Here is a 14,736-nt window from a genome sequence, read left to right on the forward strand (position 1 = left end):
CTGAATGATAAAATATCACTCAGTCTTTTTATTATTTTAATTCACATAACTTTTCTCTTAGTTCCTGTTTCGATTTCAGTCCATTAACCTGGTATATCTTATTCCCAGATCTCATAAAAATTGTCATTGGAATATTTTCAACTCCAAATTCACACGCAAGATTAGGACTTTCATCAACATTCACTCTAAATATTTTAACATTTTCCTCTTTTGAAACAGCTTCTAAGATGGGATTCATTATTTTGCAAGGTCCACACCATTCTGCACTGAAATTGATTATCACTAACTCATTTTCTTCTTTCATCTTCTCTTCAAAGCTCATTTCATCTAAACTTATTATACTATTCAATTACTCCTCCTAGTTTTTCCCCTTCTAGTCGTTCGAAATTGTACACATATAATTTAACAGTATTCTTTTAAAAAATCAAGGTCTTTAGTTATACATTTTTGCTAAAATATCATTTTTTCTAATACCTTCTCTAACTGCTTTTATTATTGCAATTGATTTTGAAGTATCCCCTATAAGAATTGCTCCTTTTAATACTCCTTCACTGAATACCAGTTTCTTATATATTTTCTTAGCTGCATCATATTCTTCTACATAATCAGTTTCTCCCTCATTAGAATGAACATCTCCTATTGATAAAAGCTTTGTATTCATTCCATCAAAACTTAAAGGTTGAACCTGCTCTTTATATATTATTTCATCTCCACATATATTGGCTCCTGCAACTTTACCTTGTTCCATTGCTACTTGCCAAAGTCCCATTACTCTACCATTAAATTCAGCTATATCTCCACATGCATATATATCTTTTATACATGTTTCCATTTTTTCATTAACAGTTATTCCTTTATTAGCTTTCAAATCACAAGAAAGTGCAAATCCCTTATTAGGTACTATTCCTGCACTTACTATTACAAGATCTGCTGGGAATTCTCTTCCATCCTTTAAAACTACCTTTTCGACCTTTCCATTTCCTTCAAATCCCTTTACTTGGACTCCTTTTTCAACTTTTATTCCAGTATCCAAAATTATTCTTTCAAGTAAAGCACTTCCTTTTTCATCAAGCTGTCTTGGAAGTATTTTAGGCATAACTTCCAGAACTGTTACATCTATACCAAGATTTTTTAGTCCCCATGCAGTTTCAAGTCCTAAAACTCCTCCACCTATTACTACAGCATTTTTATAATTTGCAGCTTTAGATTTTATATCAAGAGTCTCTTCTAACTCTCTTATTACTCTTACATTTTCTAATTCTTTATTTTCAAATGGTGGTATAAAACATCCAGCACCAGAAGCGATAACAAGATAATCATAACTTAGTTCTTCTCCGTCACATAAAACTACTTTTTTATCTTTAGAATTGATAGTTGTTGCCTCTTTTCCAAGTAAAAGTTTTATATTTCTATCGCTATACCAAGTTTCTTTTTTTATCTTCATTCTCTCCATTGAAATATCTGTATCTATCAACTCAGTAAGTCTAGTTCTATAGTAAGGAAGATATTTTTCCCTACAAACCATTGTTATATTTGCCTTTTTATTTCTACTGCTCACTGCATCTGCAGCATTAACAGCAGCAACTCCTCCTCCAATTATAACTATGTCTACTTCTTTTTCAATAGATTTTTCTGAGACTTCAACTTCAACTAATTCAAAAAGCTCCTGTCCTACTCCACATACTGGACAATTATCTGGTTTCTTATCATAGTCAAACATCTCATCACATACAGTACATCTCCATTTTTTTACCTTCATCATTTCCACCTCGTTATTTTTATCGTAACTCTATCTATTTATTATTTTCTCTTTTTTCTTTTTCTCTTTCAGCTTGAGATTTATTAACATAGAATGGTTCCAATGTATATAGATTATCATCTTTTGAATCAACTGCTAATCTTGCAGCTACAGCTGCTCTAGGAATAGAAGATGTCTTAGAAAACAGAGTACCTCTCTCTCCCATTTTTTCTTCTATCATATCTGAATAAGCAATTGCTCCATCTCCAACAAAAATATATTTTTCTTCCTTCATCTCTTCTAATATATCAGCAAGATCCCCATCTTTATATTCTGATATATTTTCTATCTTATTCTCTACATATCTATACGTAGAGAAATATACTCTTCCTTTTCTCGCATCTATAAGTGGAACTATAATTCCATCTCTAGACTCAGCATTATTGGCTATTACATCTAATTCATTTATACCAACAATTTTTTTATCAGTACCATAAGTAAGTCCCTTTGCAATAGCTACTCCAATTCTTATACCAGTAAAAGAACCTGGACCTACAGTAACAGCAATTTTATCCACATCTTTTATAGTAAAACCAGTCATCTTAAACAAGTTATCTATTAATCCCATAATAATATTTGAATGATTGGTTTTTACATATAAGTTTGTCTCTCCTAAAATTCCTATCTTATCATCATATAATGCTACACTTGCAATTTTTGTAGCTGTATCAATTGCTAAAACCAACATAATCTAACATCTCCTTCTCTTTTGTGCTATTTCCAACGTAGGTCAAATCTACCTCTCTCGATATGTCATCATGATGTTTTAGCTCAATTTTAATATACTCTTTAGGAAGCTCACTCTCTATAATATTAGCCCATTCAATTAAGACTACCCCATCATTATTTAGATAATCTTCATATCCAATTTCATAAATCTCTTCAGCTTCCTGCAAACGATATACATCAAAGTGATATAAAGGAAGTCTTCCACTAAAATATTCCAAAACATAGTTAAATGTAGGACTTTTAATCCCTTCTTTAACTCCTAAACGTTTTGCAAATTTCTGAGTAAAAGTTGTTTTTCCTGTTCCTAAATCACCAATTAGGGCTATCACAGTGTTTTCTTTTGAATAGTCAGCCAGTTTTTCTGCTAAATTATCCAACTCATTGAAACTGAGTATTCTATTCATTTTTTCCTCCATCATTATTCTTAAACTGTATCTTATTTACTATATTTGTTGTTGATTTTCCTTCTACAAAGGCAAGAATTCTTACTTCTCCTCCATTTTTCTCAACTGTTGAAGTCTCTGGTAATTCCTCTTTTTTATAATCTCCACCTTTTACATGGATAGATGGTTTTAATATTTCTAATGTTTCTATTGGTGTTAATTCATCAAAAATAAGTGTAAAATCAACAGCCTTTAGCCCTGATAACATCTCTGCTCTATCAATTTCATTATTTATCGGTCTTGTAGGTCCTTTTAGTTTTCTAACAGAAGCATCAGAGTTTACTCCTACAATAAGGATATCTCCCTGTCTTTTAGCTTCGTTTAAATATCTTAAATGCCCTATATGCAAAATATCAAAGCATCCATTTGTAAAAACAACACTTTTTCCTTGCAATTTAAGTTCTGCAACTAATTTCGCTGCTGTCTCTCTGCTCAGTATCATTTCAATCCCTCCATATGCAATTTCCCATTCCTTTTTAATTCCTGCACAAATTCGTAGATTATCTCTGCTGTCATTCCCCAAATCACTTCATTTTGATAACTATAAAAATATACCTCTCTAGCTCTACCTGCCCAAGATTTTTCATATCTTTTAGGAAGTTTTAACTCTTTTGCAGAAAAAAGGGGTATATTCTCCATTGCTATCTTCTCAACTTTAGGCGAAGTGTTTAGAAAAAATTCCATAGGAACAAGAATAATTTTTTCAACTTCAGCTCTATTATACTTTATTTCTGAAAGTTGTGAAATATTAATTTTTCCAACATATGCGTCTAAAATGACTCCAGATGGGTTTACAAGTGTTCCAAACTTACCTAATACCTCTATATTTTCACAACTTATTCCCAGTTCTTCTACACTTTCTCGAACAGCTGTATTTCTTGTATTTCTATCATTTTTTTCAAACTTTCCTCCAGGAAAAGATATCTCTCCTCCCTGTTTTATCCCGAAAGCTCTTTTTTCTAAAATAATATGTACTTTTCCTTTTATAGTTATCAAAGCAATTAAAACAGCTGATAAAAACTGTCTGCTTCTCCCTATAATTCTTTCGTCACCATTTTCCAAAACATCAGCTAAAGATCTCTCCATCAAATCCCTCATCAACATAATATCTAGTTTCAAAAAAAAGAGCAACTACAATAGCAAAAAATCACCATCTGCTGCTCTTTCCTTACTTATTTAACTATTTTGTTCCGAATATTCTGTCTCCACAGTCTCCTAATCCTGGATAGATATATCCTTCTTCAGTTAATCCTTGGTCGATTTTTGCTGTATATATATCAACATCTGGATGTTTATTTAAAAGTTTTGCTATTCCTTCTGGAGCTGCTACAAGACACATAAATATTATATCTTTAACTCCTTCTTTTTTAAGGTAATCTATTGCATAAACTGCAGAACCACCTGTTGCTAACATTGGGTCAACAACTATTACTTTTCTTGAAGTAATATCTACTGGTAATTTACAGTAGTAATATACAGGCTCTAGAGTTTCTTCATTTCTATATACTCCAATATGTCCAACTTTTGCTGTTGGCATTAAATCTAAAATTCCAGCAGTCATTCCAAGTCCAGCTCTTAAGATAGGAACTAATGCAATTCTATCCTGTAATTCACAACCTGTAGTTGTCATTAAAGGTGTAGTAACTTCTTTATCTTGTAATTTTAAAGTTTTTGTTGCTTCATAAGTCATTAATTTTGCAATCTCATTTAAGTTCTCTCTAAAAGATTTAGTATCAGTATCTGCACTTCTCATAAGTGTCAATTTATGTTGTATTAATGGGTGATTTATTTCTATAACAGCCATTTTTCCTCCTTGAATTTTAAATTATTTTTACTCTCATTTAATTTATTATAACACAGATTTTAGATTTTTACATAAATATTTTTCCTTACTTTTGGTAAAAAAATTATCTTTTTTAGGTATTTTCTGCTCAGACAATACCACATCAATCCATTTGATTTTATATGCGAATTTTTCCTTTAAATATCGACATATTTCAATTTCGTTGATATAATAAAATTAAAGATATTTTTAAGATTTTTTCATATTTCTAAGGTTAAAATTTTGACTTTTTTCCTTAAAATAATTATTTTTCAATTAAATTTACAAGGATAAAATTATAGTATATAATAGTGATACACTTTATACATTACATTAAGGAGGGTTATATGAGCTACCTAACTATTTTTTTAGGAGGAATACTTTCTTTTTTTTCACCATGTATTCTTCCTGTATTACCACTTTATATAGGATACCTGTCTGGAAATAACATTGAAAACAAAAAAGGTATTGCAATAAACACTGTATTCTTTACTTTTGGCATCTCTTTTGCTTTTGTTTTTCTAGCATTAGGTTTTTCTGCCTTAGGTCAGTTAGTATACAGATACAGAAATGTCTTCATTCTTGTATGTGGTATTCTAACTATTTTGTTAGGACTGTTTCAGCTTCAAATTTTCAAAAATAATTTTTTATCAAGGGAAAGAAGAATTAATTTTGATGTAAAGAAAATGAATCCGTTTGTTGCATTTATATTTGGATTCACATTTAGTTTTGCATGGACACCTTGTATAGGTCCTGCACTATCAGGAGTATTAATGGCAATAAGCTCTATTGATAACAGAACCCAGGGGATTATTTTAATGCTTGTATATACTTTGGGATTTATAATACCATTTTTAATTACAGGTTTTTTCAGTTCCTTTTTCCTTAAATTATTTAAGAAAAATATGGGAATTGTTAAATATACACCTAAAATTATGGGAGTATTACTAATTCTTCTTGGTATTCTTATCATCACTGGTAAACTTGATTATCTTTTAACCTATATTGCATAAGGGGGAAACAATATGAAAAAAATAATAGGAATTTTACTTCTACTTCTATCTTTTACATCATTTGCTGGTACTGAAAAAGCACCAAATTTTACAGCTAAAGACCAATATGGTATTGAGCACTCAATTGAAAATTACAAAGGTAAGTTTGTTCTTTTAACATTCTGGGCTACATGGTGTCCAGCATGCAGACATGAACTTCCAGTACTTGATGAGCTTTACAAAAAATATGGTGAAAATAAAAAAGATATTGTATTTCTTGGAGTAAATAGCGAAAAGATGGATACAGTTAAAGAATTTTTAGAAAGTAAAGGATACAAGTTTCCTACTGTTGTAAGTGAGGAAGCATTTCAGAAATACCCTGTGAGAGCATTTCCCACACTCTTTGTTATAGATAGAGATGGAAATGTTATTAACTATGCTATGGGAGCTATCCCAGGTGACACACTTGAAAGATATATTAATGCATCACTACTTGAAAAATCTTTCTAGATTATATAGATATTTCACATAAAATAGTATAAAATACATAGGTAAAATTATTCAACCAACGAAAGGAGCAACAATGAAGAGCCAAAAGAAATTTATTACAACTGTATTAGGGGCAATTGCAGTTTATCTAATTGCCATTACTGCTACAGCAGATGTTACAAAGGGGATTGGATTAAAAGACAACAAAATCCAACCTGAAAAAGAGATAACAAAAATATCCAAAGAGGAGGAAAAGGAAATAGCAAAATCTTCAATTGATAAAACCACAACTGAAGAAAATAATATTTCAACTCCTGACACTAAAGATGTGAATAGTGTTAAAGCAGTAAGTCCTGAACCAGTTAACACAGAAACACCAAAAACAGAGATAGAAACAAAAGAGGAAGAGCCTGTAAAGGAAGAGATTGCTCAGGAAGTTAGCAATAATATTAACTATGGATTTACAAATAAGCTTAAAACATCACTTTTCAGTGATAATAAGGGAACAAAAGTATTAGACACATTAAGAAAAGCAACAAGAGTTGAGATCTTAGAAGAAAAACAGATTGAAACAAAAAAAGAGAGCAAAATCAAAAAGAAAGATGGAACTTTTGAAATAAAAGTTACCGCTCAAATAACTAATTGGACAAAAGTCAAATATAATAAAAATTTAAAAACATATATAGGATGGATAAGAAGTGAAAATATCTCTAAAGATATACATAAAGTTTCTCCAGAGAATTTAAAAAATATAAGCTTCAAACCAGTTGAAAAAATCAATTACCCTGACAATCCTAAAAGAGACAATGTCAGAGGAGTATATCTAACTGTTTATTCAGCAGCTTCTGAAAAAAAGATGAACGAAATGATTGCACTTGCTAAACGTACTCCTATCAATGCATTTGTAATAGATGTAAAAGATGATGGGGGAAAACTTCTTTTTAAAACAGAAGCAGAAAAAAAATACTTGGGAGTTTCTTTTGATAAATATCCAGTTAATGATATTCAAAAATTTATCCAAAAATTAAAGGATAATAATATCTATGTAATAGCAAGAATAGTTTCTTTTAAAGACCCAAGATATGCTAAGAAAAATCCTGATAAAGCTATTATAAAGCTAGCAGATGGTAAACCATATACAAACAGTGATGGTGTAATCTGGGTATCTGCTCATGATAGAAATCTGTGGGAATATAACGTTGCAGTTGCTAAAGAAGCTGCAAAAGCAGGATTTAATGAAATTCAATTTGATTATGTAAGATTCCCAGCATCAAATGGTGGAAAACTTGATAAACAATTAAACTATAGAAATACAAATGGTGAAACAAAACCTGAAACTATTGCTAAATATTTAAAATATGCGAGAAAAGAGTTATCTCCTTTAGGTGTATATATAGCAGCAGATGTATATGGACAAGTTGGAAGTTCTTCTGATGACATGGGACTTGGACAACATTGGGAGGTAATAGCTAATGAAGTTGACTTTATCTGTCCAATGGCTTATCCTAGCCACTATGGAAAAGGTGTATATGGACTATCTGTTCCAGATGCAAATCCATACACTACAATATACCGTTCAACTTTAGATGGAGTAAATAGAAATAACAATATTGATTATCCAGCTAATGTTAGACCTTGGTTACAAGCTTTTACTGCAAAATGGGTAAAAGGACATATCAATTATGGAAAAAATGAAATTGATGCACAGGTTAAAGCTCTTAAAGATTTAGGAATTGATGAATATTTATTATGGAGCCCAAGTAACAGATACGGCATCGTTGAAAAATAACTGTATTTTTTCAGAAATATGTTTTAAATTTGCATTTTTTATGGTATACTAAAAAATAGTTCTAATATTAGGAGTTGAGAATTTTTGGAGGGAATAATAAATATTAACAAACCTTCAGGAATAACTTCCTTTGATGTAATTAGAAATCTTAGAAAAATCCTAAGAGAAAAGAAAATAGGGCACACTGGTACCTTAGATCCTTTAGCAGAGGGAGTACTTATAGTATGTGTTGGTAAAGCAACAAGACTTGTACAGGATATCGAAGGATATTCAAAAGTCTATACTGCCGGATTTGAACTTGGTTATCAGACAGATACCTATGATGTTGAAGGAAAAGTTATTGAAGAATCAGACAAAAAAGAAGTTACAAGAGAAGAACTTGAAAAAACGCTATCAACTTTTATAGGAACAACTAAACAGGTTCCACCTATGTATTCAGCATTAAAAGTTAATGGAAAAAAACTTTATGAGCTTGCAAGACAGGGAATAGAAGTTGAAAGAAAAACTAGAGATATAACAATTGACTTTATAGAGATACTTGATTTTGATGGAAATAAAGGAAAAATAAGATGCAAAGTTTCTAAAGGAACTTATATACGTTCACTTATTAATGATATTGGAATGCATCTTGGTACTTATGCAACTATGACTTCTCTTGTGAGAGAAAATGTAGGCGATATAAATCTTAAGGATTCTTTTACTTTAGAAGAGATTCAGGATTTATATAGCAGTGAGAATTTTAACTTTATTTGGAGTGTAGAGGAATTTTTTAAATATCCAAAACTTACACTTTCAAATGAAAAAGACCTGAGACTATATTTAAATGGAAACACTGTCAGATTTTCTGCTAATGATGGCAGATACAGAATATACTGTGACGGTGAATTTTTAGGTCTAGCAAATGTAGGTAATAATTTATTAAAAGGGTATAAATATTTTTAAACCCAAGGAAGGATGTATAATGAAGATAAAAAACATAGCAATCATTGCCCATGTTGACCACGGTAAAACAACTATAGTAGACTGTTTACTTAGACAAGGGGGAGCTTTTGGTTCTCACGAGTTGGAAAAAGTTGAAGAGAGGGTAATGGACTCAAATGATATTGAAAGAGAAAGAGGAATTACAATTTTTTCTAAAAATGCCTCAGTAAGATATAAGGATTACAAAATCAATATCGTTGACACACCAGGACACGCGGACTTTGGTGGAGAAGTACAAAGAATTATGAAAATGGTTGATTCTGTTGTTCTACTAGTAGATGCTTTTGAAGGACCAATGCCTCAAACTAAGTATGTACTTAAAAAAGCTTTAGAGCAAGGACACAGACCAATTGTTGTTGTTAATAAAATTGACAAACCAAATGCTAGACCAGAAGATGTTCTATACATGGTTTACGAATTATTTATTGAATTAAATGCAAATGATTTACAACTTGACTTCCCAGTAGTATATGCTTCTGGTAAAAATGGTTATGCTATAAAAGAGTTAACAGATGAAGGAAAAGACATGGAACCTCTATTTGAAACTATCCTTGAACATGTTGACGATCCTGAGGGAGACGAACAAAAACCTATGCAATTTCTTATTACAAATATTGCATATGACAACTACGTTGGAAAACTTGCAGTTGGAAGAATCCACAATGGTATCGTAAGAAGAAACCAGGATGTTATGGTTATTAAAAGAGATGGTTCTCAATTTAAAGGAAAAGTATCTGTTCTTTATGGATACGAAGGATTAAAAAGAGTTGAAATCCAAGAAGCTCATGCTGGAGATATAGTATGTATCGCTGGTATTGATGATATTGATATTGGAGAAACTTTTGCAGATGTAAATAATCCTGTTGCACTTCCTCTAATTGATATTGATGAACCAACACTTGCTATGACATTTATGGTAAATGACTCTCCATTTGCTGGAAATGATGGTAAATTCGTTACATCAAGACACATTTGGGAAAGACTTCAAAAAGAACTTCAAACTAACGTTAGTATGAAAGTAGAAGCTACAGACACTCCAGATGCCTTTGTTGTAAAAGGAAGAGGAGAACTTCAACTTTCTATCCTACTTGAAAATATGAGAAGAGAAGGATTTGAAGTACAAGTTTCAAAACCAAGAGTTTTATTCAAAATGGAAGATGGAAAGAAAATGGAACCAGTTGAAATGGCTCTAATCGACGTTGATGATAGCTTTACTGGTACAGTAATTGAAAAATTAGGAAGAAGAAAAGGTGAAATGGTATCTATGATACCTGGAAACGACGGATATACTCGTTTAGAATTTAAAGTACCTGCAAGAGGACTTATTGGATTTAGAAACGAATTCTTAACAGATACTAAAGGTACAGGAATATTAAACCATTCATTCTTTGATTATGAACCATACAAAGGAGAAATCCCTACAAGAAGTAGAGGAGTATTAATTGCAACAGAACCAGGTGTTACTGTAGCTTATGCTCTAAATAATATCCAAGATAGAGGAACTCTATTCTTAGATCCAGGAATCCCTGTATATGAAGGAATGATAGTTGGAGAACATAACAGAGAAAATGACCTTGTAGTAAACGTATGTAAGACTAAAAAACTTACAAATATGAGAGCTGCAGGAAGTGATGATGCAGTTAAATTAGCACCACCAAGAAAATTCACTTTGGAACAAGCTCTAGACTATATTGCTGACGATGAATTAGTAGAAGTAACTCCTTTAAATATCAGACTTAGAAAAAAATATTTAAAAGAGGGAGAAAGAAGAAAGTTTGAAAAAAGATCTGAAGACTAATTTAAAATAAAGTGAGGGATGTGTTTATGAAGAGATTTATTATTCTTATGACAGTGATGTTACTTTTTACCAGTTGTTCTCATTTATGGAAAAAAGAGAGAGTAGTTATCTCTTCTGAACAAGTCTCAAATGCTATTATGATTGATGACAATTACTTACTTAATAAGTATCTAAGCGATGGATTTCCCATTGACTATGAAAATAACGGAGAAACACTTTTAAAACTTGCCCTTGAAAATAACAGTTTAAAATCTTTATCTACTCTTTTAGATAGAGGTGCAGATATTGATGCAAGAGATAACAAAACAGGAATGACTCCTATTTTTTACTCTAGAAGTATAGAAGCTTTAAAACTTCTTTTAAAAGATGGAGCAGATATAAATGTATATGATTATGAGGGAAATAGCTTATTTAGTTACTTCATAAAAAACAAACCAATCTCTTATTGCTACCTTCTTATGAAATATCATCCTAATTATCAAGAGTGGAATACTTTATTTCAAGCTGCTATATCAGGAAATGATGAGCTTATTAGAAAAATGGCCAAGAGTGGTGCAAACTTTGCTCAAAAAGATAAGGATGGAAACTATCCAATATATTATTCATATGATGAAAAAAATATATTGGCTCTTTTAGATGTTGCAAGTTATGATTTAAAAGCTAAAAATAAAAAAGGGGAAATTATTTTAGGTGAAGTTTACCTAAGAAGTGTTGCTAATAATTTTCCACAAGCTATTAATAGGCTTATAGAATTGGGAGTTGATCTAAATTACATGTCATATGGAGATAATGCTATTTCTATTGCTAAAAATAATAATAACGCTGAAATGCTCGAATTTTTATACGAAAAAGGAATTAAATAGGTCTATTATAAAGGTTAAGGAGGTGGGTGGATGAAAATAAAAAGATTATATCTGTTATTTATTTTTGTATTTTCATTACTGATTACCAACCTTTATTATTCAAATATACGACCATCATTAATCGAATATAAAACAAATAATAACATAGTATTAGTTGCAAATAATGACTTCCATAACAGTGAGATTATCTCTACAAATCTTACACATCAAAATGATTTTATTGTAGAACATCATTTAAGTTATGAGCCAATATTTATTGCAGCACCTGTAATACTTGTTTTAATTTATACCTATCGGATGAAAAGTAAACCACAATATTTTAAAGATATTTTTGAGTATTATGGAATAATCTTCAGGTATAGAAAAAGGATACTGATTATTTGATATTTCTCTTTTTTTTTAGAATAAAAAAAGGGAGGAATTCAAATGTCAAATAAACAGTTAAGAAGAAATAATAACCAAGTTGAAGAAAAAGCTATTGAAGAAGTTTACGAAAATGATAATAGATTAGGAGCATTTATTCTTCTTGTCTCTTATTGCGGACTTGGATTATTCATGTTTTATAAAACAGCTGAATTAATAATTTCTAAATTATAATAGTAAAGCACGATATCTTCTGATATCGTGCTTTTTTATTCTTATGATTTTTTTACTCTATCCAAACGAGGTTTATTATCAGCATTTAAATTAAAATTCTCTATATTCTTTTGCATTCCAGCATTTTTAAATGGATATATCATAACAAACATAGGAATATCATCTTGTACTAATCTTTGTGCCTCATAATAATATTTATTTCTTTCTGCTTGTTCTGTTGTACTTCTTCCTTTTTCAAGTAATTCATTCATTCTTTTATTATCGTAATATGTTCTATTTCCTCCAGCTCCTTTGTTATCTGAATGGAAAAGAGCATACATACAAACATCTGGTTCAGGAGGTGATACCCATCCTAAAATGAACATATCCTGTTCTCCTCTACCCAATTTATCTAGATAAGCTCCCCACTCCATTACTTCAATTTCAAGATCTATACCAATCTGTTTTAATTGATCCTGAAGAATTATTGCTATATCTTTAGTCATATTTTTATCACTAATTGAAAGTTTAGCTTTAAATCCGTCAGCTAATCCTGCTTTAGCTAATAACTCTTTAGCTTTTTCTGGATTATGACTATAAGTAGTTACATCATCTGTATATCCAGGTACACCAGGTGGTATTGGCGAATTAGCTATTCTTGCTCCTCCTAAATAAACTGCATTTATTATACTAGGAAGATCCACAGCATAGGCGATAGCCTTTCTAACTTCTCTTTTATCAAAAGGTGCTTTTTGTGTATTAAATCCTAAATAACTTATTGCAAGTGATGGTTTTGTTTTTAATACTAAATCTGGATTTCCTTTAATAAATTGTGCATCCATAGGTTCTATATCATATGCAATATCAACTTCTTTAGTTTCAAGTGCTATAGTTCTATTTGTTCCTTCTGATATTACTCTAAAAACAATTTTAGGTATTTCTGGTTTCCATCTAAAATACTCAGGATTAGCTTCTAAAATAACTCTATCTCCTGATCTCCATTCAACAAATTTATAAGGTCCTGTCCCAATAGGATGATGTGCATAATTATCTCCAGCTTCAGTAACAGTTTTCTCATTTACAATAGATCCACCTTTGTGAGCTAAATATCCCAATAATGGTCCAAATGGCTCTTTTGTTGTAATCTTAACAGTATAATCATCCAATGCTTCCACTTTATCAATCTCTTTAAAGAAACTCATTACAGCAGGTGCTTCTTTTGCTCTATTTAATGAGAAAATAACATCTTTAGCTGTAAAAGGCTCACCATTATGAAATTTAACCCCCTCTTTCAAATGAAGAACCAATGTTAAAGGATCAACTTGTTCCCATGTTTGTGCAAGACATGGTACTAAATTACCATCATCATCTCTGTCCAGTAAAGTATCATAAATATGAAGATATACACAGTGTGAAGGTATATCATTTGATGCTACTGGATCCATACTTTTTACGTCAGAACTTTGTGCTACTACCAAAGTATCCTTATCCGGCGTATAACCATAGATAGTTAATGGTAAAATTACAAACATTACTAGCATTAATAACCCAAATATTTTATTTTTCATACACTCCTCCTGATTAGATATTCTGTATTATTCAGATTATACTACATTTGCCAATTATTGCAACCCTTACTAAATAAAAACTCTTTTTCAATATAATAGATAATAAAATATAACCCATCATATATTTCATTAATAATTAACATTGTTTTTTTCCCTAGTAGAAATGTACTAATTTTTTGGAAAACGTGATATAATATATTAATAATTCGATATAAAAAATATATACTTTGTAATTAAATTTTTTTAATATTACATATTCATAGGAGGGTAAAATATGAATCTTACTGTCATTTTTACTAGTGCACTTACTCTTATTGCTGTTCTTAACCCTTTTGGAAATGTACCTCTATTTATAGGTATGTGTGGTGGATTGGATAAAAAGATAAGAGTTAAGTTGCAAAACACTGTTGTACTTACTGCATTTTGTATCACTTTTTTCTTCAGTTTACTTGGAGAATTTTTAATGACTAAGTTTTATAGAATTGGAATGGATGAGCTTAAGATGGCTGGGGGGCTGATTCTTATTGTTATTGCATCTAAAAATCTGGTATTTCCTGTAAATAAGACTTCAAAAAATCTTAATACCTCTATAGCTGAACAGATTAAAACAGCTATAATACCTATAGCATTTCCTATGCTTGTTGGACCTGGAGTCCTTACTACTGCTCTTATTAACAGAGCTCAAAACGGTCTTATCACCAACTCTATATCCATTGTATTGGCTTTTGTCATTATTTATGGAATATACTGGATAGGGGGATATGTAGAAAAGATTGTAGGACAACTTGTTTTATATATTCTTTCCAGAGTAATGCAAATTTTCATTCTTGCAATTGGTTTTAGAATACTCTTTACAGGATTATTTGAAGCTTTAAAAATATACGGACA

17 protein-coding genes are annotated in these 14,736 nt (G+C 30.7%); 9 read left to right on the forward strand and 8 right to left on the reverse strand.

What is annotated here, in order from left to right; translation table 11 throughout:
- Positions 1 to 31: 31 nt before the first annotated feature.
- The 7 genes from IX290_RS08725 to upp all read right to left on the reverse strand — a co-directional run bounded on the left by IX290_RS08725 (position 32) and on the right by upp (position 4,774).
- Complete coding sequence (locus tag IX290_RS08725; RefSeq protein WP_211492832.1) at positions 32 to 349, reverse strand: thioredoxin family protein; 318 nt, start codon at positions 347 to 349, stop codon at positions 32 to 34.
- Between the two features lie 84 nt (positions 350 to 433).
- Positions 434 to 1,759, reverse strand: coding sequence for an FAD-dependent oxidoreductase (locus IX290_RS08730; RefSeq protein WP_211492833.1), 1,326 nt, complete (start codon positions 1,757 to 1,759; stop codon positions 434 to 436).
- Positions 1,760 to 1,793: 34 nt separating this feature from the next.
- Positions 1,794 to 2,486, reverse strand: coding sequence for a tRNA (adenosine(37)-N6)-threonylcarbamoyltransferase complex dimerization subunit type 1 TsaB (gene tsaB / locus IX290_RS08735; protein WP_211492834.1), 693 nt, complete (start codon positions 2,484 to 2,486; stop codon positions 1,794 to 1,796).
- On the reverse strand, positions 2,467 to 2,931 hold the full coding sequence (gene tsaE, locus IX290_RS08740; protein WP_211492835.1) for a tRNA (adenosine(37)-N6)-threonylcarbamoyltransferase complex ATPase subunit type 1 TsaE: 465 nt from the start codon (positions 2,929 to 2,931) through the stop codon (positions 2,467 to 2,469). The genes tsaB and tsaE overlap by 20 nt, the downstream gene beginning before the upstream one ends.
- A complete protein-coding gene (rfaE2, locus tag IX290_RS08745; RefSeq protein WP_211492836.1) occupies positions 2,924 to 3,412 on the reverse strand; it encodes a D-glycero-beta-D-manno-heptose 1-phosphate adenylyltransferase in 489 nt (162 codons plus the stop codon). Before rfaE2 ends, tsaE begins: the two co-directional genes overlap by 8 nt.
- Complete coding sequence (locus tag IX290_RS08750; protein ID WP_211492837.1) at positions 3,409 to 4,056, reverse strand: CoA pyrophosphatase; 648 nt, start codon at positions 4,054 to 4,056, stop codon at positions 3,409 to 3,411. Before IX290_RS08750 ends, rfaE2 begins: the two co-directional genes overlap by 4 nt.
- 94 nt (positions 4,057 to 4,150) lie before the next feature.
- Entirely contained in the window at positions 4,151 to 4,774 is a 624-nt protein-coding gene (upp, locus tag IX290_RS08755) for a uracil phosphoribosyltransferase (RefSeq protein ID WP_211492838.1), read from the reverse strand.
- Between the two features lie 365 nt (positions 4,775 to 5,139).
- On the opposite strand from upp, the gene IX290_RS08760 reads away from it, so the two are divergent.
- From IX290_RS08760 to IX290_RS08795, 8 genes are all read left to right on the forward strand, one after another.
- Complete coding sequence (locus IX290_RS08760) at positions 5,140 to 5,805, forward strand: cytochrome c biogenesis CcdA family protein (RefSeq protein WP_211492839.1); 666 nt, start codon at positions 5,140 to 5,142, stop codon at positions 5,803 to 5,805.
- 12 nt (positions 5,806 to 5,817) lie between these two features.
- Positions 5,818 to 6,294, forward strand: coding sequence for a TlpA disulfide reductase family protein (locus IX290_RS08765; RefSeq protein WP_211492840.1), 477 nt, complete (start codon positions 5,818 to 5,820; stop codon positions 6,292 to 6,294).
- A gap of 73 nt (positions 6,295 to 6,367) precedes the next feature.
- Positions 6,368 to 8,062 carry a putative glycoside hydrolase gene (locus tag IX290_RS08770; protein ID WP_211492841.1) on the forward strand — a complete coding sequence of 565 codons (1,695 nt, stop codon included), beginning with the start codon at positions 6,368 to 6,370 and terminating at the stop codon, positions 8,060 to 8,062.
- A gap of 84 nt (positions 8,063 to 8,146) precedes the next feature.
- On the forward strand, positions 8,147 to 9,004 hold the full coding sequence (truB, locus tag IX290_RS08775) for a tRNA pseudouridine(55) synthase TruB (protein WP_211492842.1): 858 nt from the start codon (positions 8,147 to 8,149) through the stop codon (positions 9,002 to 9,004).
- A gap of 19 nt (positions 9,005 to 9,023) precedes the next feature.
- Positions 9,024 to 10,841, forward strand: coding sequence for a translational GTPase TypA (typA, locus tag IX290_RS08780; protein ID WP_211492843.1), 1,818 nt, complete (start codon positions 9,024 to 9,026; stop codon positions 10,839 to 10,841).
- 26 nt (positions 10,842 to 10,867) lie between these two features.
- Positions 10,868 to 11,704, forward strand: a complete 837-nt coding sequence (locus IX290_RS08785; protein ID WP_211492844.1) for an ankyrin repeat domain-containing protein — start codon at positions 10,868 to 10,870, stop codon at positions 11,702 to 11,704.
- Between the two features lie 30 nt (positions 11,705 to 11,734).
- On the forward strand, positions 11,735 to 12,088 hold the full coding sequence (locus IX290_RS08790; RefSeq protein ID WP_211492845.1) for a hypothetical protein: 354 nt from the start codon (positions 11,735 to 11,737) through the stop codon (positions 12,086 to 12,088).
- 42 nt (positions 12,089 to 12,130) lie between these two features.
- Entirely contained in the window at positions 12,131 to 12,301 is a 171-nt protein-coding gene (locus IX290_RS08795; RefSeq protein ID WP_211492846.1) for a hypothetical protein, read from the forward strand.
- 41 nt (positions 12,302 to 12,342) lie between these two features.
- On the opposite strand, the gene IX290_RS08800 is transcribed toward IX290_RS08795, so the two are convergent.
- On the reverse strand, positions 12,343 to 13,848 hold the full coding sequence (locus IX290_RS08800) for an ABC transporter substrate-binding protein (protein WP_211492847.1): 1,506 nt from the start codon (positions 13,846 to 13,848) through the stop codon (positions 12,343 to 12,345).
- 274 nt (positions 13,849 to 14,122) lie between these two features.
- On the opposite strand from IX290_RS08800, the gene IX290_RS08805 reads away from it, so the two are divergent.
- The coding region (locus IX290_RS08805) for a MarC family protein (protein WP_211492848.1) at positions 14,123 to 14,736 on the forward strand (614 nt) is incomplete at its 3' end.

Origin of the sequence: Fusobacterium sp. DD2, assembly GCF_018205345.1 — a bacterium.
Taxonomy (GTDB): Bacteria; Fusobacteriota; Fusobacteriia; order Fusobacteriales; family Fusobacteriaceae; genus Fusobacterium_A.